Below are 22,956 nucleotides of genomic sequence, written 5' to 3'. Positions count from 1 at the left end.
GATCTCCTCAGAACTGATACCGCCTGAGCCGCGTCTGGATGGCGAAGAGATAGACGCACACGCCCGCCAGGATGATGAAGAACATCATGGAGGCGATGGTGGCGCCCATGTTCGGATCGCCGAGCTGCAGCTGGAAGCCGAAAAAGGTGCGGTAGAGGAAGGTGCCGAGGATGTCCGTGGCGTAGTTCGGCCCGGCCAGAGCCCCCTGCGCCGAATAGATCAGGTCGAAGGCATTGAAATTGCCGACGAAGGTAAGGATCGAGATGATGCCGATCGAGGGCAGGATCAGCGGCAGCTTGATCTTCCAGAACTGGGCGATGCCGGTGATGCCGTCCATTTCGGCAGCCTCGATCACTTCGTCGGGGATCGACAGCAGGGCGGCATAGATCAGCATCATCGGAATGCCCACGAACTGCCAGACCGAGACGAGGCCGAGCGTGGTCAGCGCATAGGTTTCCTTGCCGAGCAGCGGCGTGAACCAGCTCTTGAGGCCGATCAGGTCCAGCATCGAGGGCGCCACGCCCCAGAGCGGGGAGAGGATCAGTTTCCACACGAAACCGACGATCACGAAGGACAGCACGGTCGGGATGAAGATCGCCGTGCGGTAGAACGCGGCGAAGCGCAGCTTGGGATGGGAGAGCAGCGCCGCCAGCACGACGCCGATCGGGTTCTGCACCACCATGTGGATGAGGAAGAACCAGCAATTGTTGCGCAGGGCGTTCCAGAAACTGGAGGCCCAGCGCGGATCGCCGAACAGCGTGCGAAAATTGTCGAGTCCCACGAAATGCGACGCACCATCGGCGGTCCGGAACAGCGAAAGCTGCAGGGTGCCGACCAGCGGCAGGATCATCACCAGCGTGTAGATGATGACGGCTGGCGCCAGGAAAACCGGAATGTGCCAGCGGAACGCTTTTCTGGCCGGGGAATCTTCGAGAGACATCGCAGCAATCCTCGCCTGTGCGTTGCTGTGGCCGGAGATGGCGATATGACGGGAGACCTGTCTTGGCCTCCTTCACCCTCTCCTGGAGGGGGAGGGTGAGGAGTGGAGCTAACTTACTTAGCCGGCTTATACCAGCTGTCGAGACCTTTCTGAAGCTTCTCGGCAGCGGCTTGCGGCGTGTCGACGCCGTTGATCACATTGGCGGATTCGACCCAGGTCTCGTTTTCGAGATTGGGCGTGCCGCGCGAGAGGATCTTGTAGGTCGAGCGGATGGTCGACTTGCACTTGTTGCGCCAGGACACGAATTCCTGAGCCAGGGCATTGTCGAGCTTCACCTCGTTCTTGGCGAGGCTGAAGAAGCCCGGAAGCGCATTGGCGTAGAGCGTGGCGAATTCGGGCGAAGCCATCCAGGCGAGCAGCTTCTTGGCCGCTTCCGGGTTCTTGCTCTTGGCGTTCAGGCCAAAGCCGATATCGTTGTGGTCGGAGATGTAGCAGGTGTCGCCGGCATTGCGCACGGGCGGAGGGAAGGCTCCCATCTTGAACTGGGCCTGGGCGCCGAACGGGGAGATTTCCCAGGAACCGGCCGGATAGATGGCGGCGCGGCCGAGGGTGAACAGGTTCTGGCTGTCGGGATAGGTCTGCGCTTCGAAACCATCGCCCAGATAGGACTTCCACTTGGCCAGCGTGACGAAGGGCTCGACCCAATCGGCATCGGTCAGCTTCTGCGTGCCCTTGATCAGCGCCAGGCGGCCATCCTCACCCTTCCAGTAGTTCGGACCGATGTTCTGGTAGCCCATCGTGGCGGCTTCCCACAGATCCTTGGTGCCCATCGCCATCGGGATATAGGTGCCGTCGGCCTTGATCTTGTCGAGCGCGGCGAAGAATTCCTCCTCGGTCTGCGGCGGCTTGAGGCCGAGCTTGTCGAAGGCGTCCTTGTTGTAGATGAAGCCGTGGATCACCGATGCCACCGGCACGCAGAAGGTCGTTTTGCCATCATCGGTCTGCCAGGCAGACTTGGCGGCGTCGGTGAAATTGTCCATGCCGGCGAGGCCGGACAGATCCGTCAGCTGCCCCTTCTTGTAGAGCTCGAGCGAGGCATCGAAAGGACGGCAGGCGATCACGTCGCCGGCTGTACCGGCATCGAGCTTGGCATTGAGCGCGGCATTATATTCGGGCGGCGCCGACGGGGTGAAATTCACCTTGATGCCGGGATTTGCCTTCTCGAAGGCAGGGATCAGCTTCTCCTGCCAGATGGCGAGATCATCGTTGCGCCAGCTTTCGATGGTGAGCGTTGCGTCCTCGGCCGAGGCGGCCGTCGCACCGAGAAAAGCGGAGCCCAGCAAAAGGGCCGCCAAAAGTCGCTTCTTCATCCGTCTTCCTCCCTGTACCGGCCACTGCCAGGGCCGGCTCTGGTCGATGTCGGGGTAATCCAGCCCCACCGGAACGCACGCTTTGCGCTGCCCTACCGGCCGGCGGCTGGCCCGCTGTCCGGAGACCCGGCGATCCTGCGTCGCCATGCCCCCTTCGACGGTCGCGACAATACCAAATAAATACCACTTGTCCAGTGGTCTTGCGGTACTTTTCTTAGCAAGCCGCCAAAATCCCATTAAATCATTGATATTGCTTCATATTGTTTTTCATGCCCGAATTCTCCTTGACGAGTGGTAGCTTATTGGTATTGTCACGCCATAGGAGAAGACGGCAATGATGGTGCTTGGCATCGATGGCGGAGGAACAAGCTGCAGGGCTGCGCTCGCAACGGCCCAGAGCCAGATCATCGGCCGCGCCAAGGCCGGACCGGCGAACATCCGCACGGATCTGGACGGAGCCTGCGAGAACATCATGGCCGCGGTGAGCCAGGCCTTCGCCAATGCCGGCCAGGACCCTGCCCGCATCCCGGATACGCCCATCGTGCTCGGTATGGCCGGCGCCAATATCGCAGCCTATGCCACCAGGCTGCTCGCCCGCCTTCCCTTCCACCAATGCCGCATCGAAACCGACGTGCTCATCGCCCTGGAAGGCGCGATCGGCGCGGGAGACGGCGCCATCGGCATTCTGGGCACCGGCAGCCATTATCTGGCACGCCAGTCGGGCCAGGTCCGTCATCTCGGTGGCTGGGGGTTTGCCGTCGGCGACCAGGGCAGCGGGGCCCGGATCGGCCGCGACCTGCTCGAGGAGACCCTGCTCGCCTATGACGGCATCGTCCCCCGCTCGCCCCTCGTCGGGGCAGTGCTGACCGCCCACCATGACGACCCGCAGGAGATCGTCGAGTTCACCAAGGCCGCCCGGCCGCGCGATTTCGGCACCTTCGCGCCAATGGTCTTCGACTATCTCGACCGCGGCGATCCGACGGCGGCCAGAATCGTCCGTCGAGCCGTCGCGGCGGTCGAGGCATCGCTGGATGCCCTCGGGCTTGCCAATGCAACGCCCCGTTGCTTATTGGGCGGGCTGGCAACGCTGATCGGGCCTCGCCTCTCCGCAAGGCACAGGGAGCGGCTCGTGCCGCCCCTGCAGGACGCTTTGGGCGGTGCGGTGACGATGGCTGCCCGACTATTCGGCCTGGAGCGGTCAATGTCGGATGGCATAGGAGGGCTGATCCAGCCATGATCGCCAGAGCGTTGAGTGACGCCGAACTCTTGCCCTCCTTCACGGGACAGGTCCGGGAATTCGGCTTGGAAAGGCAAGCCATGAGTGACGCCGTCGACCTCATCTTCCGCTCCCTCGCCGATGCCAAGGGCAGCAATGCGCCGCTCTACCTGCAATTGCGCAAATCGATCGAGGAAGCGGTCCGGGATGGCGTCCTGACGCCCGGTGACGCACTCCCCTCCGAGCGCGACATCGCCATCAAGGCCGACATCTCGCGCGTCACCGTCCGCAAGGCGCTGCAGAACCTGGTGGAACAGGGCGTGCTGATCCAGCGCCATGGTTCCGGCACCTTCGTGGCGCCCCGCATCGAGCGCGTCGAGCAATCCCTGTCCCGCCTGACCTCCTTCACCGAAGACATGGCGCGGCGCGGCAAGCTGGTGCAGTCGGTCTGGCTCGAGCGGGGCCTCTACGTGCCCTCGCCGCAGGAGACGATGGTGCTCGGCCTGACCGCCAACGAGATGGTGGCGCGCGTGAACCGCCTGCGCTTTGCCAATGAAGCCGCCGTTGCGATAGAGCGTGCCTCGATCGGCGCCTCGCTGCTGCCGAATCCGGAGGCGGTCGGCTCCTCGCTCTATGCGGCCCTTGCCGAGCACGGCAACAAGCCGGTACGCGCCGTCCAGCGCATCTCCGCCGCCAATCTCGGACCGGAAGACGCCCAGCTCCTGCGGGTGCCTCCCGGGGCCGCCAGCCTCAACATCGAGCGCGTCTCCTATCTGCCGAGCGGCAAGGTGGTTGAATTCACCCGATCGATCTATCGGGGCGATACCTATGATTTCGTGGCGGAATTGCGGCTGGCCGAGCCCAGCGAAGGAGAAGCACCGTGACATCCCAAACCCATATGCGCCGCGAGGTGCTGGAAATTCCCCAGGCCGTCGCACGGCTGTTCGAACAATCGGCGGCCGAGATGGAGCGGGCCGGCACCGCGCTGAAAGCCGTCGACCCGCGCGTCCTCGTCACCGTGGCGCGTGGCTCATCGGACCATGCCGCCTCCTTTCTCAAATATGCGGTCGAGCTGACCACCGGCGTCCCCGTCGCCTCGCTCGGCCCCTCCATCGCCTCGATCTACGAAGCGCCGCTCAAGCTCGCCGGCGCCGCCAGTCTCGCCATCTCGCAATCGGGCAAGAGCCCCGACATCGTCGCCATGGCGGAGGCCGTGCGCCGCAGCGGCGCGGTCGCCATCGCCTTGACCAACACGGCGGGCTCGCCCCTGGCGCTCGCGGCCGATCATGCCATCGACATCGCTGCCGGCACCGAGAAGAGCGTTGCCGCCACCAAGACCTTCGTGAATTCCGCCGTGGCGGGTCTCGGCATCCTCGCCCACTGGGCCGGCGACACAGCGCTGCTCGCCGCCCTGCACGACCTGCCTCGCCAGCTTGAACAGGCGGTTGCCTGCGATTGGACCGCCTTGGCCGACGCCCTGGACGGCACCTCGTCGGTCTTCGTGCTCGGCCGCGGCCCTGCCCTGGCGATCGCCAACGAGGTGGCGCTGAAGTTCAAGGAAACCTGCTCCGTGCACGCGGAAGCCTATAGCGGCGCCGAGGTCATGCACGGGCCGATGGCGCTGGTCGGGCCGGGCTTTCCCGTGCTCGCCCTGGCCGCGCGCGACAAGGCCGAAAGCTCCATCATCGGAACCGCCGACGCGCTCGCCGCCAAGGGAGCCGCCGCCTTCATCACCGCCGACGGCGCCCAGCAAGCCGCCCGCCTGCCTTTCGCAGCCACCGGCCACCCGCTGACCGACCCGCTGGTGCTGATCGCTTCCTTCTACGCCTTCGTCGAGGCCTTTGCCCGTCGTCGCGGCCTCAATCCCGACGAGCCCCGCAATCTGCGCAAGGTCACGGAGACGGTATGAGCACGCAATCGGCCCTGCTGGCCCCGCGCATCTTCGACGGCGAGGCCTGGCACCAGGATGCAGCCGTGATCGTCGATGGCGAGCGCATCGAGGCGATCGTGCCTCGCACCGCCATCCCGGCGGGCATTGCGGTCGAGACGGTCGAGGCCGGCTTCATCGCACCCGGTTTCGTCGACCTCCAGGTCAATGGCGGCGGTGGCGTGATGCTGAACGACCGCCGCGACGCCGAAACCATCGCCACCATCTGCGCGGCCCATGCGCAGTTCGGCACCACGGCGCTGCTCGCGACCCTGATCACCGACACGCCCGCCATCACCGCCGAGGCCCTCGAGGCCGGCGCTGAGGCCGCACGGCAGAAGGTGCCGGGCTTCCTCGGCCTGCATATCGAGGGCCCGCACCTGGCCGTCTCACGCAAGGGCGCGCACGACCCGCAATTGATCCGACCGATGGAGGAGAGCGATCTCGCCAGGCTGGTCGCGGCCAGGAGCCAAGTCCCCGTCCTGCTGACGACGGTGGCCACGGAATCGGTGACGCCGGCCCAGATCCGCCGGCTCTCCGAAGCCGGGCTGGTCGTCAGCATCGGCCATTCCGACGCCGAGTATGGTGACGTGGTCGCGGCGGCGGAGGCGGGAGCATCCATGGCGACGCATCTGTTCAACGCCATGAGCCAGATCAAGAACCGCGAGCCGGGGCTCGCCGGCACCGCGATCGCCCTTGGCGGCTTCTCCGCCGGCCTGGTGGCCGACGGCATCCATGTCGATCCCACCACGATCGACATCGCCCTGCGGGCCAAGCGGCCGCCCGGCCGCATTTTCCTGGTCACCGACGCCATGGCCACGATCGGCACGGACATGCGGCAGTTCACGCTCAACGGCCGCGTGATCAAACGCGAAAACGGCCGCCTGACCCTGGATGACGGCACGCTCGCCGGCGCCGACCTCGACATGATTTCGGCCGTGCGCTTCATGCATGAGCGGATCGGCGTCGATCTCGGCGAAGCCTTGCGCATGGCCTCGCTTTACCCCGCCCTGGCCGTGGGCATGGATCGGCATTATGGCCGCCTGGGCCGAGACAGCCGAGCCGACATGGTGGTACTGACGGATGATCTGGCGATTGCCTCGGTCTGGATCAGTGGATCGGTTGTTTTCCGATCAAATACGTAGCGTCAATGCAATAAATTAGGATTTTCTTTCAATGCGCCTTCTGCGAAGATTTGCTCAGAGGGCGCCTTCATCCTCAGCTTACGCTCAGTCGCGGTTACGACAGCTTCATAGTATGTTTTTCTTGCCTTTGCGGCAGCCTGATATCTCTGCTGTCTATCCAGTTCAACAAAATTCTCAAATGATATATTTCGTATCACGCCCATGTCACAGCCCTTCGTCATAGGGAGGGCCATTACTGGATTTGGGCATTGGATGATGGAATGAGCGATCCTTCGGACCCGCTCGAAAGCGGCGACGGCTCGGTCGTCACGCCGCTTCTCACGAAATTTCGCGGCCTGACCTCACCGGAGCATCGGCAATTCGCCGTGGCCGAATTCGAATTCGCGGACGGGGCCATCATCCGCATCCCGATTGCCAGCGATGCTGTGGCCTCTTTCAACGATGCATTGGTGGTATGGATGTCCAAGGGTAACGCGACCAGCGCCGTCGTGCATTGACACCAGCCCGCGAAGAAGCCGACACACGGACCAGTACTCCTGGGAGTACTCAAGCGGGCCACTATTTTCGAGGCTTGATATAAGCCGCTATACCGACGGGCCGGCGAGAAATTGGAAGGAAAACGGTCCGTGGAGTTTGAGGCTCGGCCTCAGCCATGCAGGTGTCGCCCGCCCCATTTGCGCTCGGACAGCTCGGCGTTGCAGCGTTCCTGTTTCCTGTGCCAGAGATAGCCCGACAGGATGACCGCGCCGATGATGATATCGGCGGCCAGGACCTTGAACAAAGCCGGCATCCAGAGGGCTGCCAGCAGCGCACTGGCATCGGCTGCGAGACTGGTCATCGGAACAACTCCCTCAATCGTCCCAAACCAACAACGAACCTACGCCCCGACCCCGGCAATTTAATGTCGTAACCCGAGGGGGAGGAAAAAATGCCTCACAGCTCGCCAAGGAAACTGGCGAGATTGTCGCCGAGCGCATCGCAGACATAGCCTCCCTCCTGCACGATCGCCATCGGCAGCCCCAGGCTGGCGATGCGGGCGGCGATCCGGCCAAACCCCTTGGTGGTCACCGTCAATTCCTGGAAAGGGTCGCCCTCGAAAGCGTCGAGGCCGAGCGCCACCACCAGCGCGCCCGGTGCGAAGGCGGCGATGCGGTCCAGGGCCACGTCGAGGGCCGTGAGGAAGCCCTCGTCCCCCGTTTTGCGTGGCAGGGGCAGATTGAGATTGTAGCCGAGCCCCTCGCCTTCACCCCGCTCGTCCGCGTGCCCCCAGAAGAAGGGATAGAAGCGGATGGGATCGGCGTGGACGGAAACGGTGAAGATATCGGAACGGCCATAGAACATGCCCTGGGTTCCGTTGCCGTGATGCAGGTCGACATCGAGAATGGCGACGCGGTCGTAGCGGCTGCGCAGGGCCTGGGCGGCGATACCGCTATTGTTGAAGAAGCAGAACCCGCCGGCGAGATCAGCGAAAGCGTGATGGCCCGGCGGCCGGCAAAGCGCATAGGCGGCGCGTTCCCCGTCGAGCACGAGGCCGGCAGCATGATAGGCCGTGTGGGCGCTGGCCAGGGCCGCTTCATAGGTCCCGGCGGAGATCGGGCAGGCGGTGTCGGCCATGTGATAGCCCGCCTGCCCCACGGCGGAGGCGGGATAGGCCCCGTTGCGGCGATCGGGATGGATGTTGGGGATCACCTCGGCCGAAGCCCCGTCGATCTCGCGCCAGCGCGCATGGATGTGGCGCAGGAAGTGGATATAGTCGGGCTTGTGCACGGCGGCGACGGGCGCCAGCCCGGCATCGTCGGGGGCGATCTGCGTCAGCCCGGCACCAAGGGCTGCCCGCAGCAGGATATCGCAACGGCGCGGCACCTCCGGATTGGGCCGTTGCGTGCCGCTCGACAGAAAGAAGCTCGGGTCGTGGCGCCTCTGGGTTTCGCTGAATACGACCTTCATGCCTGCCATTCCTCCGTCCGCTGCGACTCGATCCGCCTCTTGTCTAGCCGATCCGGCAGGAGCCGTGTCCGGCAAATTGCCGCTGGCTGTGACCCGCGAAACTGCCGGACAGGTCAATCGATGCAAGAAAGCGGCATTGTTTCCCAAGGACTTGTTTCATGCGCCCGAGCACCGGTTTCCCTGCGCTGCTGGCTTTCGGCTGCGCCGTGCTGGTCTTCTTCGAGACGCGGGGACACTATCTGGCACGGCTGATCAATGGCTGGTTTCCCTGCCGGCAGGATCCTGCCAATTCCGCCCCCTGCTATGTGACGACGAGCCTTGCGGTCATCGTCGTGGCCGCCGCCGTCGGGCTGGCGGCGCTCGCCGTGATACTGGTGCGGGTGCTGATGGCCCGCCGGCCCTGAGATATTATCAATAGGTCGCGCGGCCGCCTGAAATATCGAAGACAGCGCCGGTGGTGAAGGAACACTCTTCGCTGGCGAGCCAGGTGATGATGGCAGCCAGTTCCTCCACAGTGCCGAAGCGGCCCATCGGGATCTTCGACAGCATGTAGTCGATATGGGCCTGACTGACCTGCTGGAGGATCGGCGTGTCGACCGTCGCGGGCGTGATGGCGTTGACGGTGATGCCTTCCTTCGACAGCTCCTTGCCCAGAGATTTGGTCAGGCCGATCACCGCAGCCTTCGACGAGGAATAGGCCGAGGCTGTGGGATTGCCTTCCTTGCCGGCGATGGAGGCGACGTTCACGATGCGGCCATAGCCATGCTTCTGCATCAGCGGCGCGACGAAGCGGTTGCAGTAGAACAGGCCGTTGACGTTGATGTCATAGACCCGCTTCCACTCCTCGATTGGATAATTGACCAGCAGTTCGTTCTTGCCGGCCACGCCGGCCGAACAGACCAGGACGTCGATGCGGCCGAGCTGGCTTTCGGCCTGCTGCGCTGCCTTTTCCACGGCAGCGGCGTCGGTGATGTCGATGGCAATGCCGTGGGCCCGCGGCCCCAAGGCCTGGCAAGCCGTCGCGACACGGGCGGCGTCCACATCCCATATCGAGACCGAGCCGCCTTCGGCCACGATGCGCTCAGCCGTCTTGAGGCCGATGCCGGAGGCTCCGCCGGTGATGATGGCGCCGCGGCCCTCAAAGCGAATGATCGTGGTCATGCCGGTCCTTCCCTTGCCTTCCAAATGCCGGCCAAGCTGCCGGCGCCTTCGCATTTTTTTGAGGCAACAGGGGTGATATCGGATTATTTGTCAGACAACAAGAGAGCGTGCCTTCCGGAATTTGTAAACTTGACTGACAAGTTTCTTGCGTCACTATTCCGTGCAACAAAACGCAGGAAGGACGAGGCATGGCATCTGCCCGCATCAAGCAGGTCAGGACCTATCTGGTCCGCAGCGAGGGTGGTGGCGACTATTTCAGCCAGAAGCAGGGGCATTGGCTGATCGACACGCTGATTGCCAATCCGATGTCGGGCTATGCCGACTACAAGGCCTCGCGCACCAGCTGGGGCGTCAACGTCATGGGTTCGATCGTGGTGGAGATCGAGGCTGAAAGCGGCCATGTCGGCCTTGCCACAGGCTTTGGCGGCGAGCTCGCCTGCTGGCTGATCCAGCATCATTTCCGCCGCTTCCTCGAGGGCGCCGACCCGCGCGACCTCAATCGCCTTTGGGACCAGATGTTCCGAGCCTCGATGTATTACGGCCGCAAGGGGCTGCCGCTCGCCACCATCTCCGTAGTGGACCTCGCGCTGTGGGATCTCATCGGCAAGATGCGGGAGGAGCCGGTCTACAAGCTGATCGGCGGGCGCACCAAGGAAGAGATCCGCTTCTATTGCACCGGTCCGCGGCCGGAAGCGGCCCGCCGGCTCGGCTTCTGGGGCGGCAAGGTACCCCTGCCCCACGGCCCGGCCGACGGCATCGCGGGCCTGCGCGCCAACCTCGCCTTCCTCGCGGCGCACCGGGAAGCCGTCGGCCCCGACTATCCGCTGATGGTGGATTGCTACATGGCGCTGGACGTGCCCTATGCGATCGAGCTCGCCACCGCCTGCAGGGACCTCGATATCTACTGGTGGGAAGAGGTGCTGCATCCCGACGATGTCGAGGGCTATGCGCTGCTTAAGAGAGCTTTGCCGGCTATAAAATGGACCACGGGCGAGCATGAATATTCGCGCTACGGCTTCCGACGGCTGATCGAAGGCCGCCACATCGACATCTTGCAGCCCGATGTGATGTGGGTCGGAGGCCTCACCGAATTGCTGCGGATCTCCGCCCATGCCGGCGCCTACGATATTCCCGTCGTGCCGCATGGCAGCGGCCCGTTCAGCTACCACTTCGTGATGTCGCAGCCCCACTCGCCCTATTGCGAATATGTCGCCAACAGTGCCGACGGCCAGGACGTATTGCCGGTTTTCGGGCCCCTCTTCAGCAACGAGCCGGTGCCGAAGAACGGACGCCTCGACGTTCCCGATACGCCGGGCTTCGGCCTCACCCGCAATCCCGCGGCGGTGCTGGTCGAGGCCGGGATATAGCAGGGCACGCCCTGCCCTGCTCAGGGTTCCGAATTCAGGTTAACGCCAAGCGTCACTACCCTCCCCTCGATGGGGAGGGTCGGCCTGAAAGGTCGGGGTGGGGTGAGAAACGCCATCCATTAAAAAAACAATGTGAGAGCGACCTCTTGGAGCTGTCGCGCCATCACCCCACCCCGACGCTGCGCGTCGACCCCAGGTCATTCCAAGAGGAATGACCGACCCCATCGAGGGGAGGGTAAAGTGTAGCGTCACGTTAACCTGAATTCGGAGCCCCGCTTCGGCGCTTGCTCTCAGCACGCCAATGTGATCACAGTCGGGGATGAGCACCGATAGTCTCGCTGCCGTCGAACCGGCCGACACCGCGACCAATCCACTGCACCAGCAGGTCTACAGGACGCTGCGCGAGCAGTTGATCATCGGTAATTTCCCTCCCGGCAAGAGCATGAGCCTGCGCGGCATCAGCGACATGCTGGGCGTGGGCGTGATGCCCTGCCGCGAGGCGATCCGCCGCCTGGCGGCGGAGAACGCCCTGGAAGTCCAGCAGAACCGGCGGGTCTGCGTGCCCCATCTGACCGTGGCCCGCTTTGAGGAGCTGATGAGCGCGCGTCTCGCCCTCGAGCCGCTCTGCGCCCGGCGGGCCCTGCCTTTTGTCGACGGCGACAGGCTGGAACGCATGATCGCCCATGACGAGACGATGAACCGGAACTACAAGACCGGTAGCGCCGACATCTACATGCTGGCCAATTACAACTTCCACTTCGAGCTCTATCGCGCCGGCAATTCGGACGTACTGGTCCCCCTGCTCGAAAGCGTCTGGGTGCAGTTCGGCCCCTTCATGCGCACCATCTATGACGTGGTCGAAGGCGCCGAGATCATCGACAAGCACAAGATGGCGATCGAGGCGATCCGCCGGAACGATGCGGATTCGCTGCGCACCGCCATCGAGGCCGACATTCTCGATGGCATGTACCTGCTGCGGCACACCCTCGGCCTGGGCGCGAACTAGGCCTTGCGCTCCTGCAGGATGTTGCCGCCATCCACCACCAGCACGGAACCGTTGACGTAGCTGGCGCCGTCGGAGGCCAGGAAGGCCACTGCGGCGGCGACCTCGTCGGGGGTTCCGGCACGCCCCGGTGGCGTGGCACGGGCGGCGACACGCTCCTCCTCGGTGGAGGAACCCGTCTCGATCCAGCCCGGCGCCACCGCGTTGACGGTCACGCCATCCCCGGCCACTTCCAGAGCAAGGGCGTGGGTCAGCCCCACCATGCCGGCCTTTGCCGCCGAATAGGCCGCCTCGCCCGGATTGGAGACATAGGGGCCGGTGACCGAGGCGACATTGACGATGCGCCCATGCCGCCCGGCGATCATGGCCGGCAGGAAGGCCCGCGTCACCAGGAAGGCGGTCTTCAGGCTGACGTCGATGCCGCGGCTCCATTCGGCCTCGTCGAGATCGACGAAGCGCTTCTGCAGCGCGGGCTGCAGCACGCTGCCCATGCCGGCATTGTTGACGAGGATGTCGACGTCACCCGCCGCCGACCGCAATCGGCGCACCTCGTCGGGCCGCGTGAGATCGGCGACCGCCGCCCAGGCGTCGATGCCCTCGGCTTCCAGCTCCGCAGCGCGGCGATAGATACGGTCGGTCGAGGCCGTGATCGCGACCGACAATCCAGCGCGCCCGAAGGCCCTGGCAATGGCGAAGCCGATCCCGTCGGGAGACCCGGCCCCCGTCACCAGGACCGAGCGCGAGCGGACGAAAGGTCCCGATGCCATCTCAGCCTCCAGCCTGTTCGAAGCTGGTCAGCACGTTGACGGCGTTGACCCCGAGCGCCCCGACGGCATAGCCGCCTTCCATCACGAACAGGGTCGGCAGGCTCAGCGCCGCGATCCGTGCCCCGATCTCGCTGAAATGCGGGCTGTCGAGCTTGAATTGCGAGATCGGGTCGTCCTTGTAGGTATCGACCCCGAGCGAGACCACCAGGGCCTGTGCGTCGAAGGCTGCGATCCTGCGGCAGGCATCCTCGAAGGCGGCGGACCATTCCGGCCATTGTGTGCCTGATGGTAGCGGATAGTTGAGGTTGAAGCCTTCGCCCGCGCCTTCGCCGCGCTCGCGGGCATAACCGAGATGGAAGGGAAATTCGAAATCGGGATCGCCATGCATGGAAGCGACCAGCACATCGGCCCTGTCGTAGAAGATCTCCTGCGTGCCGTTGCCATGGTGATAGTCGACATCGAGCACCGCCACGCGGGACCGGCCGGCATCGCGGAAACGCTGTACGGCGATGGCGGCATTGTTGAGGTAGCAATAGCCGCCGAAGAAATCGCGGCCCGCATGATGGCCGGGCGGGCGGCACAGCGAGAAGGCCGTGCGCTCGCCGCCGAGCACGGCATCGGCGCCGGCGAGTGCGGTGTCGGCGGCGCGCTTGGCCGCCTGCCAGGTGGTGGCGGTGATCGAGCCGGCCATGTCGAAGGAATAATAGGAGAGACGGGCATCAAGGCCGTTCGGCGCCTTGTCGATCGGCGGCATGGAACGGTGGCGCCAGCTATAGGGCCAGACCTCGCCGTCGCGGCCGGCTGCCCGCCATTCCTCATACACGCCCTTGAGGAAATCGACATAATCAGGCGTATGGATGCGCTTGATCGGCGCGATCTCGTAATCCTGCGGGGTCAGCACCGGGCCGAGCCCCACTTCCTTGACCCGTGCCAGGATGATCTCAGCCCGTTCCGGCTTTTCGAAGGTCTCGACGATCTTGCCGAAGGAAAGCTCCATGCCGCTGTGATGGAGATGGTGATCGGCGGTGTAGAAGGTCTTCATGCCAAAAGCTCGGGTTCAATAGCCTGCGGTGATACCGAAATCGATGGAAAGGGCCGCGCCGGTGATCGGTGCGGCGCCGGGCTGGCAGAGATAGTGGATGAGGCCGGCAATCTCTTCGGCCTTGATGAAACGGGCGTTCTCGCCCTGCGGGTAGTTGCCGAGCAGCCGGCGCTTATAGGCGTCGGGATCGCCGTCGCCATAGGTCGCGGCCTGGTATTCGATCATCGGCGTGGCGACGTCGCCGGGGCAGATCGCATTGACGCGGACGCCCTGCGGCGCGAGTTCGAGCGCCAGGGCCTTGCTGAGCAGCACCAGCCCGCCCTTGGAGGCGCAATAGACGGCCGCCCCGTTGTTGCCGACCAGCCCGGCATCGGAGGCGATGTTGACGATCACCCCCCGCGACGCGGCGAGATGGGGAATGGCCGCCGAGATCAGGAAGAAGGCGCCCTTGAGGTTGACGTCGAGCACCCGGTCCCAGTCCTCCTCGCCGACCTCCGTGGCGGGGCCTTCCAGCCAGACACCCGCGGCGTTGACGAGCACATCGAGACCACCGGCCTCGCTCGCCTTCGCCACCACCTCGCGGCAGGCCTGGGCTGAGCGGATGTCGAGCGGCAAAGCGAGGACCTCGGCGCCGGCCTCCTCTACCCTTGCCCGGGCCTCTTCGAGACGTGCGCCCGGAAGATCCGCCAGGACCACGCGCGCGCCGTCCTGGGCGAAACGCAGCGCGGTCGCCAGACCCATGCCGCCGGCGCCACCGGCAATCAGAATGGTCCGCCTGGCCATCTCAGACGACCTCCCCGTAAAGCTGCAGCTCCAATGCGGTGATATCGGCGGCAAAACGCCGGTATTCCGCCCGCTTGAGCGCCAGCAGCACATGGTGAAGGCGCTCGCCCAGGGCCTCCTTCAGGAAGGTCGAGCCGGCCGCCGCCTTGATGGCGCTGCGCCAATCGGCCGGCAGGGCGTCATCGGCCGCACTGGCATAGGCGGTGGCCGGCGGGCCCGGATCGCGCTGGGCGGCAAGGCCCCGGCGGATGCCCGCCAAGACGACCGCGCCGACCAGGTAGGGATTGGCATCTACGCCGGCGGCGCGCTGCTCCAGATGCCGGCCCTCCGGCGAGCCGGCGGGAACGCGCACGGCGACGGCCCGGTTGTTGACACCCCAGCTCGGCGCCGTCGGCGCATAGCTCTGCGCCGCGAAGCGCCGCCATGAATTGAGGTGGGGCGCGAAGACCAGCATGCTCTCCGTCATGGTCTCCAGCAGGCCGGCAATGGCATGACGCAGGGCCGGCGCGAGCGCACCGTCGCGGTCGGCGAAAAGATTGGCGCCGTCGCGGCCCGCCAGGCTCGCATGGGCGTGCATGCCCGAGCCGGCGCGGCCGGCAAAGGGCTTTGCCATGAAGCAGGCCTTCATGCCGTGGCGCACGGCGAGTGCGCGCAACAGGCGCTTGAGCATGATGAGGTCGTCGGCGGCCCGCAGCGCATCCTCGCGATGGCGCAGGGTCAATTCGAACTGGCCCGGCGCATATTCGGAGATCAGCGTCTGCACCGGCAGGGCCTGCGCCTCGGCGGCGCGATAGACCGCATCGACGAAGGGCTCGAGGCGATCGAGTTCATCGACCGAATAGACATGGATGCCGCTCAGGCGCTCGCCGGTCAGCGGCATGCGGAGCGGCTGCGGGCGGCCATCAGCCGCCGCCTCGCGGTCGAGCAGGTAGAATTCGAGCTCGAAGGCGGCGACGGGCTGCCTGCCCTCGGCCTGCAACAGGTCCTGCTGGGCGGCCAGGGCATGGCGGGGATCGGCGGCCATCGCCGAGCCGTCGAGTTCGAACAGCGACACGCGCACCTCGCCGCGCGGCGGCGAAGTCCACGGCAGCGGCACCAGCGAGCCCGCGATCGGCCAGGCGCGCCGGTCGGCATCGCCATCCGACCAGACCAGGCCGGTCTCCTCGACATCCTCTCCCGTGACGTCGAGGCCGAGAATGGAGCCGGGCAGATGCCGGCCGCCGCGGAACAAAGGCAGCAGTTCCTCCCGCCTTATGATCTTGCCGCGGGCAATGCCGTTGATGTCGATCAGCACGAGATCGAAGGCGCCGATCTCGGGGTGATCGGCCAGGAACGCCTCGGCCTCGGCGATATTGGCGGCCTGGGCGGGCCGGGTCGAAGAGGCTGACATCACGCGGCCTCCGCGGCCTGGCAGAAGCGGGCGAGGATTTCGCCATAGACGGCGACCAGCGCCTGAGCTTCCGCCTCGGCCAGGGCAGGACTGACCAGGATCATGTTGTGGAAGGGCGTGAGCAGGAAGCCGCGATTGAGCAGGGAAAGATGCAGGGCCTCCTCGATCACCGATGAGGCGGCTTGCCGGGCTTCCACCGCGTTGCGCACCGGCTCGGGGCTGAACACCACTTCCAGCCGGGCGCCGACACGAGTGACGTGCCAGGGCAGGCCCTGCGCCGCTATCGCCGTGATCAGGCCTGCCTCGATGATGTCGGTGCGGGCGGCCATGGTGGCGTAGGTCTCTGATATCATCACCTTTTCCAGGCTGGCCCTCAGGCAGGCAAGCTGCAGCGCGCTGCCGGACAGGGTGGTGCCGATGCCGGAATGGCCGTGGCCGTCGCGCGCCCGCCGCGCCCTGTCGAGCCCCTCGGCCACCGCGGCGCTCATGCCCCATATGCTCACGGGCACGCCGCCGCCGATGGGCTTGCCCATCACCATCAGGTCGGGCTCCAGGCCGTGGAGCATGGTGTAGCCGCCGAGGCCGGTCGAAATCGTGTGGGTCTCGTCGATCAAAAGCAGCGTGCCATGTTCGCGTGTCAGCCGCCGCAGCGTGTCGTGGAAGCCGGGCGCGGGCAGGATCATGCCGCAATTGGTCATCACCGGCTCGGCCAGCACGCAGGCGACCTCGCCGGATGCCAAGGCGTTGCGCAGCGCTTCCTCGTCATTGAAGGGAATGGCGATGGTGGTCTCGCCGAGATCGACCACCTGCCCGAGCAGGCTCGCCCGCGAGAAGGTGCGGCCGTTGACGAGATCGACCAGCGTATCGTCGACCGCACCGTGATAGCAGCCGTCGAACACCAGGATCTTGCGCCGGCCGGTCACGGCTCGGGCCACGCGGATGGCGAAGCGGTTGGCATCGCTCGCCGTGGCGCCGATCTGCCAATGCGGCAGGCCGAAGCGGGCAGCGAGCAATTCGCCGACGATCTCGGCATCGGCGGATGGCAGCATCGTCGTCAGGCCGCGATGACCGGCATTGCGCAGTACGTCCAGGATCGGCTCGGGCCCATGGCCGAACATGGCGCCGGTGTCGCCCAGGCAAAGATCGACCGCCGCATTGCCGTCGATGTCGGTGAGATGCACGCCGCTCGCCTGTTCGATCACCATCGGGAAGGGCATCGGCCAATCGAGCATCCAGTGCATCGGCACATTGTCGAAGAGGCCCCTGCCCTTGCGCTCCGCCATCGCCCGCGCCTTGGGCCGGCGCTCGGCGTAGAGCTGCCGTTCGGCCGGCAGCAGGGTCTTCACCCGCGCCTCGATGGCCGCATTGTCGATCGGCGTGCTGGACACGAGAAATCTCCGCTGAATGGATTGCCACACCGCTCGTCGCCAGGAGACAGCGAGCGTTATTGTGATCACAATCAGCAGAATACAGACCGCATTGTCAACCGAATATCCATTAAATTCATAAATTGTGATCACGTTGCGATTGCGCGAGCGATGTCCTTCTTTTTTGAGGGCGACAGGCCCGGCCAGCAGGCCGAGCGGCCGCCGGCAAATTACGATGCATGGTATAACTGTGGTGCATTTTGACCGCCCTCCATGCCCCACTGTTGTCCCCGCGCCACCGCTGGTGGCGAGGAGGGATGAGAGATCAGGCCAGCGGCAGGGGAGCGCTTTTCCCTGCTCAGGCGTGCGGCGGCAGGGGCGCGCCGTCCAGCCGCGTTCTCAGCCAATCGCGCGCCCGGTAGTAGCGCAGCGTGAGCTGGGGTCCGAAACTCATATAGAAGGGCGCCTTGTGCAGGGGCTCGACCTTGAGCGAGAGCTCCTGCTCCGGCACGTCCAGCGCCCATTCCGACAGGATGCCGCCGAGCATGCTGCCGGTGGGCACCCCGCGCCCGGAGAGTCCCGTCAGGGCGACGACGCCGGGCGCCAGGCCGTAGAGGCGGGGGATGGTCCTGGCCTGCATGTCGAGCTCGCCGAACCAGAAATACTCCCAGCGGATCTCCTGCCTGATCTGCGGATGCAGCCATTTCAGGCGATCGCTCATCACCTGATGGGTATAGGCGAGATCGCGCCCGCGCCGCCCCATCGGGAACATCGAGGCGACGATGCGGCCCTCGACATTGTATTTGTAGACATAGATGTCACCGCGGCCATCATGCATGGTGGTGTTCTCAGGCAGGACGGAGCGGCGCTCCTCCTCGCTGAGCGGCTGCGTCGCCGCCACGAAGACGCGCATGATCTTGAAACTCTGGTCGAGCCTGGGCCAGCCCGCCACCGTATAGGCGCCGGTGGTGAAGATCACCTTGTCGGCAACCACGCTGCCATCGGCGGTATGAGCCACCCAGCGCGAGCCCTCGCGGGTGACGTTGGTCACCTTTGATCCCGTATGCAGCACGCCGCCTTCCTGCAGCACTGCCCGCGCCAAACCGCGCGCATAGCCCAAAGGATTGAGATGGCCCGCCTCGCTGTGGAACCAGCCGCCATGGAAGCGCGGGCTGCCGGTGATCGCCTCCACTTCCGCCTTGTCGACGAAGCGGGTGCGGGCGCCGACGGCATTGTATTGCTCGACCTTACGCTTGATGGCGTCGATGGCACCAGGGCGGGCCGCCGCCTGGACATAACCGTTCTGCTGCCATTCGCACTGGATCTGGTAGTGCTCGATCATGGCGCTGACGCGGGCATTGGCCTGGGTCTGCCGGGCAATCAGCCTTTCGGCCCAGGGCTCACCGAGCAGCCGGCGCAGTTCGGGCAGGCTGAAATGGGTGAAGGTCGGCGTGCAATGGCCGGCGTTGCGGCCGGAGCCGCCGAAACCGGCCTGCTCGGCCTCCAGCAGCACCACGCTGACGCCCTTGCGCACCAGTTCGAGCGCGGTCGTCAGACCGGTATAGCCGGCACCGACGATGCAGACATCGGCCTGGACGCGCCCAGCCAGCGGCACGGTCTGCGGCGCGGGAGCAGCGGTCGCATACCAGAGCGTCGTGTCGAAGGGAGAGAATTTCGCCATGGCCGTGCCCCTCAGTTCAGGTCGCTTCGGGCATCGAGGGCATCGCGCAGCCCGTCGCCGATGAAGTTGAAGCTGGTGACGGCGAGCGTGATCGCCACGCCCGGGACGATGGCGAGCCAGGGGGCATTGGCGAGATATTGCTGGGCGCCGTTGAGCATGTTGCCCCAGCTCGGCAGCGGCGGCTGGATGCCATAGCCCAGGAAGCTCACATAGGCTTCCAGCAGAATGGCGCGGGCCACTGTCAGCGTCGCCGCCACGATGATCGGCCCGATGACGTTGGGCAGCAATTCACGGAACATGATCCAGCTGTTCGACAGCCCCACCATGCGTGCCGCCAGCACGAAGTCACGCTCGCGCAGCGAGCGCACTTCCGCCTCCACGATGCGTGCCACCTCCATCCAGCTGGTGACGGCGATGATCACCGTGATCATCAGCGGGCTCGGCTTGATGAAGGCCGCCAGCGTCAGGAGCAGGAAGATGCTGGGGAAGGACAGGAAGGCATCGACGAAGCGCATCAGGGCAGAGCCCGCCCAGCCGCCATAATAGCCGGCGGTGACGCCGATCACCGTGCCAAGCGCCGTGCTCAGCAGCATGGCGAAGAAACCGACCAGCAGCGAGATGCGCCCGGCCATGAACAGGCGCGCGGCAAGGTCGCGGCCGAGCGGATCGGTGCCGAAGATGTGGTAGCCGGTCAAAGGCGGCGCAAATCGGGCCCTCAGATCGATGAAGAGTTCGTCATAGGGCAGCAGGCGCGGGCCGAGGATGCAGGCGAGCGTCAGGAGGATGATCATCGCCAGGCCGACCATGGCGAGCCGATGCCGGCAGAAGCGCCGCACCGTGCGATTGCGCCACCAGCGCGGCTTGGGTGAGGGCGATGCGGGGGAAAGGGTCGCTGAAGCCATCTTTTTCTCCCAGGAGCAAAGCGCGTTTCGCAAAACGCTTTAGCCAAGCCGAATGCGGGGATCGACGAAGGCGACGAGTAGATCGGCGATCAGATTGCCGATGAGCACCAGGATCGCCGAGAACATCAAAAGCCCCATGATCACCGGATAATCGCTGTAGCCGAGGCTATCGAGGAACAGCCGGCCCATGCCCGGCCAGGTGAAGACGGTCTCGGTCACCAGCGCCCCGCTCAGGATGGTGGGCAGTTGCAGGCCGGCCAGGGTGATCATCGGCAGCAACGCATTGCCGATCACATGCTTGACCAGCACGCGGCGCGGCTTCAGCCCCTTGGCCTTGGCCGTGCGCACGAAATCCTGGTTGATCACGTCGAGCGTGGCCGTGCGCATGTAGCGGCTCCACACCGCCACGTTCACCAGCGCCAGCACGATGCTCGGCATGATGAGATGGATGGCGTAGTCGGCGAAGCTGCCGTCTCCCACCGTGTACATATTGCCCGCCGGCAGCCATTTCAGCTTCAGCGAGAAGAGGTAGATCGCCACCAGGCCGAACCAGAAGGTGGGAATGGAGAGCGCCACCATCGCCCCCACCGTCGCCAGCGTGTCGAACAGCGAATAGCGGCGCGTCGCCCCCATCACGCCGATCCAGGTGCCGAGGACAATGGAGATCAGGGTGGAAAAGCCCATCAGCAGCAGCGTGGCGAAGAGATGCCCGCCGATGATGGCGAGCACCGGTTGGCCGTCGCGATAGGACCGCCCCCAATCGCCCTGCACCAGATGCCAGAGCCAGTCGAGATACTGGATCGGCAGCGGGCGATTCAGGCCCATCTGCTCGGCGATGCGGTCGAGCGCCTCCTTGGTCATGCCCGGCGTGAGCGTATATTGCGAAAGCGGCCCGCCAGGCGCCAGATTGAGCACGGCAAAGCCGATGACCGAGACCAGCAGCAGCAGGATGAGGCTCTGCCACAGCCGGCCAGCGAGATAGCGCAGCATGGGATCGTCTCCACTCGGCCGGCCTTAAGGGCCGGCTGTCAGCAGTGTGGCGGGCCAGGCCAACCACTTCGGGTTAACGCGGAGGCACCACTACCCTCCCCTGGAGGGGGAGGGTCGGCCTGAAAGGCCGGGGTGGGGTGAAGAGCTCTGACGTGATCATGCGAACAGACCGCTAAGCGAAGAACCACCCCACCCCGAGGCTTTGCCTCGACCCTCCCCCTCCAGGGGAGGGTGAGACGGCGCTCGTTTACCCTGGGCCGTTACCCCGGGGTGGCAGGCCTATTTTTTGGCCCAGTGCCAGGTGTTGACGTTCCAGCTGTCGATCCGGTTGTTGATGTTGGGCCGGAAGCCCTCCACCCCCTTCTTGCGCCCGCGCACGGTGGCGTATTGATACATCGGCAGGAAGGGCAGGTCGGCGCGCATGATCTCCTGGATCTTGAAATAGAGCTTGCGGCGTTCTTCCCGCACGAAGGTATTGCCGGCCTCTTTCAGCAGCTTGTCCACTTCGGGATTGGCATATTGCCAAGTGTTCTGGCCGTTGCCGCCCTTCGCCCCGCTGGATGTGGACATGAAATAGTCCGAGGTATCGGGATCCGGCCCGGTTATGAAATTGATGCCGACGACGACGCTGTCGAACTTCGACATCATCCAGTAGTCGCCCCACATCACGGCCGGCGGCAGGTTGGAGATCGTCATCTCCACGCCGATATCCTTGAAGGATTGCTGCATGAACTGCTGCGCCTGCTCGCGCAGATGATTGCCGGCGGTGGTCGAGTTGCTGAAGGACAGGCGCACGCCATCCTTGGCGCGGATGCCGTCGGCGCCGGGCACCCAGCCGGCCTCGTCGAGAACCTTCTTGGCCTTCTCGGGATCGTATTCCTGCTTGGGCAGGTCCGGATTGTAATAGTAGGACTGCTGCGGCATGTAGGATTCGGTCGGGGCCGGCAGGCCGTAATACAGCGCCTCGATGATCGTCTTCTTGTCCAAGGCGTGATAGAGCGCCTTGCGGACGGCCGGGTCCTTGAACTGCGGGCGCTCCATATTGAATCCGACCGATTCGATGGTCGCGTTCGGCACGACGTCAACGATTTTGCCCTCGAGGGTCTTGGCCTCCTCATAGTGGTCGGCCGTGATCCATTGCAGGCCGACGAGGTCGACATCCCCGGTCTTGAACTGGGTGTACATCACCGTCATGTCGGGGATGTATTTGTAGACCACGCGCTCCAGATAGGGGCCCTCGCCGAAATAGTCCTCATTGGCGGCGAGCTCGATATAATCGCCGGGAACGCGCTTGCTCCACTTGAAGGGGCCGGTCCCGACGGGCGCATTGTTGAAGGGCGCCGTGTTCTTGTCGGCGGCTTCGCTCAGTATGTGCTTGGGCACGATGAAGGTGGAGGCGAGGATCGAGGGATAGGGCGCAAAGGCCTTGTCCATGCGCCAGGTGATCTCGGTCGGCGACACCACCTTGATGTCGCGGACATGCTCGTGACCGGTGCGCCGCCAGCTGCGGAAGTTGGGATCGACCATCAGCTCCAGGGTGAACTTGACGTCCTCGGCCGTGAAGGGCTTGCCGTCATGCCATTTCACGCCGTCGCGCAGCTTGACCTTCCAGGTGAGGCCGTCGGCGGAAATGCCGCCATTCTCCACGGTCGGTACCTCGACGGCGAGAGATGGCGTGAACTTGCCGTCCGGATCGACGTCGAACAGCGGGTTGAACACGCTGTAATGGATGCCCTCGTCCACCTCGATGTGCAGCAGATGCGGATTGAAGACCGTCGGCTCCTGCGAGAAGCTGATGACCATCTGGCCCGACGGCTTGTCCTTGCCGGCCGCCAGGGCTTCCTCCCGCCCGAGCAGGGCCGGCATCAGCAGCGCCGAGGCGCCGGTCGCCATAAGGCCGAGGGCCTGCCGCCGATTGGGATGTGGGAACTGGTTCCGCTCTTGTTTCGACATGATGA

At 64.9% G+C, this 22,956-nt stretch carries 23 protein-coding genes; 8 read left to right on the top strand and 15 right to left on the bottom strand.

Annotated features, from left to right (window positions below; translation table 11 throughout):
* Positions 1-7: 7 nt before the first annotated feature.
* Both C5L14_RS23170 and C5L14_RS23165 read right to left on the bottom strand, forming a co-directional pair.
* The gene (locus tag C5L14_RS23170) at positions 8-940 is read right to left on the bottom strand and encodes a carbohydrate ABC transporter permease (RefSeq protein WP_105864434.1); all 933 of its coding nucleotides are present in this window, start codon (positions 938-940) and stop codon (positions 8-10) included.
* A 113-nt stretch (positions 941-1,053) separates the two neighbouring features.
* Positions 1,054-2,310 (bottom strand): ABC transporter substrate-binding protein, encoded by a 1,257-nt coding sequence (locus C5L14_RS23165; RefSeq protein WP_105864433.1) that lies wholly within the window; start codon positions 2,308-2,310, stop codon positions 1,054-1,056.
* Between the two features lie 334 nt (positions 2,311-2,644).
* Between C5L14_RS23165 and C5L14_RS23160 the strand changes: the two genes are divergently transcribed.
* The 4 genes from C5L14_RS23160 to nagA all read left to right on the top strand — a co-directional run bounded on the left by C5L14_RS23160 (position 2,645) and on the right by nagA (position 6,598).
* Complete coding sequence (locus C5L14_RS23160) at positions 2,645-3,547, top strand: N-acetylglucosamine kinase (RefSeq protein WP_105864432.1); 903 nt, start codon at positions 2,645-2,647, stop codon at positions 3,545-3,547.
* 80 nt (positions 3,548-3,627) lie between these two features.
* Positions 3,628-4,410, top strand: coding sequence for a GntR family transcriptional regulator (locus C5L14_RS23155; RefSeq protein ID WP_105864486.1), 783 nt, complete (start codon positions 3,628-3,630; stop codon positions 4,408-4,410).
* Positions 4,411-4,424: 14 nt separating this feature from the next.
* A complete protein-coding gene (locus C5L14_RS23150; protein ID WP_105864431.1) occupies positions 4,425-5,435 on the top strand; it encodes an SIS domain-containing protein in 1,011 nt (336 codons plus the stop codon).
* On the top strand, positions 5,432-6,598 hold the full coding sequence (gene nagA, locus C5L14_RS23145) for an N-acetylglucosamine-6-phosphate deacetylase (protein ID WP_105864430.1): 1,167 nt from the start codon (positions 5,432-5,434) through the stop codon (positions 6,596-6,598). Before C5L14_RS23150 ends, nagA begins: the two co-directional genes overlap by 4 nt.
* A 2-nt stretch (positions 6,599-6,600) precedes the next feature.
* Here the strand turns inward: nagA and C5L14_RS30075 are convergent, their stop codons facing one another.
* Complete coding sequence (locus C5L14_RS30075; protein ID WP_146127001.1) at positions 6,601-6,801, bottom strand: hypothetical protein; 201 nt, start codon at positions 6,799-6,801, stop codon at positions 6,601-6,603.
* Positions 6,802-6,858: 57 nt separating this feature from the next.
* Here C5L14_RS30075 and C5L14_RS23140 point away from each other — a divergent pair, with 57 nt between their 5' ends.
* Positions 6,859-7,095: a hypothetical protein gene (locus tag C5L14_RS23140; RefSeq protein ID WP_105864429.1), complete on the top strand. Its 237-nt coding sequence runs from the start codon at positions 6,859-6,861 to the stop codon at positions 7,093-7,095.
* A 149-nt stretch (positions 7,096-7,244) separates the two neighbouring features.
* Here the strand turns inward: C5L14_RS23140 and C5L14_RS23135 are convergent, their stop codons facing one another.
* Together C5L14_RS23135 and C5L14_RS23130 are read right to left on the bottom strand one after the other, a co-directional pair.
* A complete protein-coding gene (locus C5L14_RS23135; RefSeq protein ID WP_105864428.1) occupies positions 7,245-7,436 on the bottom strand; it encodes a hypothetical protein in 192 nt (63 codons plus the stop codon).
* A gap of 95 nt (positions 7,437-7,531) precedes the next feature.
* Positions 7,532-8,545 carry a histone deacetylase family protein gene (locus tag C5L14_RS23130; RefSeq protein WP_105864427.1) on the bottom strand — a complete coding sequence of 338 codons (1,014 nt, stop codon included), beginning with the start codon at positions 8,543-8,545 and terminating at the stop codon, positions 7,532-7,534.
* Positions 8,546-8,703: 158 nt separating this feature from the next.
* On the opposite strand from C5L14_RS23130, the gene C5L14_RS23125 reads away from it, so the two are divergent.
* The gene (locus C5L14_RS23125) at positions 8,704-8,949 is read left to right on the top strand and encodes a hypothetical protein (RefSeq protein WP_105864426.1); all 246 of its coding nucleotides are present in this window, start codon (positions 8,704-8,706) and stop codon (positions 8,947-8,949) included.
* Between the two features lie 7 nt (positions 8,950-8,956).
* On the opposite strand, the gene C5L14_RS23120 is transcribed toward C5L14_RS23125, so the two are convergent.
* On the bottom strand, positions 8,957-9,706 hold the full coding sequence (locus C5L14_RS23120) for an SDR family NAD(P)-dependent oxidoreductase (protein ID WP_105864425.1): 750 nt from the start codon (positions 9,704-9,706) through the stop codon (positions 8,957-8,959).
* Between the two features lie 188 nt (positions 9,707-9,894).
* Here C5L14_RS23120 and rhmD point away from each other — a divergent pair, with 188 nt between their 5' ends.
* Together rhmD and C5L14_RS23110 are read left to right on the top strand one after the other, a co-directional pair.
* Complete coding sequence (gene rhmD, locus C5L14_RS23115) at positions 9,895-11,073, top strand: L-rhamnonate dehydratase (RefSeq protein ID WP_105864424.1); 1,179 nt, start codon at positions 9,895-9,897, stop codon at positions 11,071-11,073.
* A 319-nt stretch (positions 11,074-11,392) separates the two neighbouring features.
* Positions 11,393-12,079 (top strand): GntR family transcriptional regulator, encoded by a 687-nt coding sequence (locus C5L14_RS23110; RefSeq protein WP_105864423.1) that lies wholly within the window; start codon positions 11,393-11,395, stop codon positions 12,077-12,079.
* Here C5L14_RS23110 and C5L14_RS23105 read toward each other — a convergent pair.
* From C5L14_RS23105 to C5L14_RS23065, 9 genes are all read right to left on the bottom strand, one after another.
* Entirely contained in the window at positions 12,076-12,843 is a 768-nt protein-coding gene (locus tag C5L14_RS23105) for an SDR family NAD(P)-dependent oxidoreductase (RefSeq protein ID WP_105864422.1), read from the bottom strand. The genes C5L14_RS23110 and C5L14_RS23105 overlap by 4 nt on opposite strands.
* Before the next feature lies 1 nt (position 12,844).
* Complete coding sequence (locus C5L14_RS23100) at positions 12,845-13,885, bottom strand: histone deacetylase family protein (protein ID WP_105864421.1); 1,041 nt, start codon at positions 13,883-13,885, stop codon at positions 12,845-12,847.
* A 15-nt stretch (positions 13,886-13,900) separates the two neighbouring features.
* Positions 13,901-14,668 carry an SDR family NAD(P)-dependent oxidoreductase gene (locus C5L14_RS23095; RefSeq protein WP_105864420.1) on the bottom strand — a complete coding sequence of 256 codons (768 nt, stop codon included), beginning with the start codon at positions 14,666-14,668 and terminating at the stop codon, positions 13,901-13,903.
* 1 nt (position 14,669) lies between these two features.
* Positions 14,670-16,058: a glutamine synthetase family protein gene (locus C5L14_RS23090; RefSeq protein ID WP_105864419.1), complete on the bottom strand. Its 1,389-nt coding sequence runs from the start codon at positions 16,056-16,058 to the stop codon at positions 14,670-14,672.
* Positions 16,058-17,446, bottom strand: a complete 1,389-nt coding sequence (locus C5L14_RS23085) for an aspartate aminotransferase family protein (RefSeq protein WP_245443517.1) — start codon at positions 17,444-17,446, stop codon at positions 16,058-16,060. The genes C5L14_RS23090 and C5L14_RS23085 overlap by 1 nt, the downstream gene beginning before the upstream one ends.
* Positions 17,447-17,783: 337 nt before the next feature.
* Positions 17,784-19,106 carry an NAD(P)/FAD-dependent oxidoreductase gene (locus tag C5L14_RS23080; protein ID WP_105864418.1) on the bottom strand — a complete coding sequence of 441 codons (1,323 nt, stop codon included), beginning with the start codon at positions 19,104-19,106 and terminating at the stop codon, positions 17,784-17,786.
* Positions 19,107-19,117: 11 nt separating this feature from the next.
* Entirely contained in the window at positions 19,118-20,008 is an 891-nt protein-coding gene (locus C5L14_RS23075) for an ABC transporter permease (protein ID WP_105864417.1), read from the bottom strand.
* 39 nt (positions 20,009-20,047) lie between these two features.
* On the bottom strand, positions 20,048-20,998 hold the full coding sequence (locus C5L14_RS23070; RefSeq protein WP_105864416.1) for an ABC transporter permease: 951 nt from the start codon (positions 20,996-20,998) through the stop codon (positions 20,048-20,050).
* Positions 20,999-21,277: 279 nt separating this feature from the next.
* A complete protein-coding gene (locus tag C5L14_RS23065) occupies positions 21,278-22,951 on the bottom strand; it encodes a peptide ABC transporter substrate-binding protein (protein WP_105864415.1) in 1,674 nt (557 codons plus the stop codon).
* Positions 22,952-22,956 lie beyond the last annotated feature (5 nt).

The organism is Labrys okinawensis (genome assembly GCF_002982075.1).
GTDB lineage: Bacteria > Pseudomonadota > Alphaproteobacteria > Rhizobiales > Labraceae > Labrys > Labrys okinawensis_A.
The sequence above is the reverse complement of the archived record's forward strand: the minus strand, read 5'-3'. Positions and strand labels throughout refer to the sequence as shown.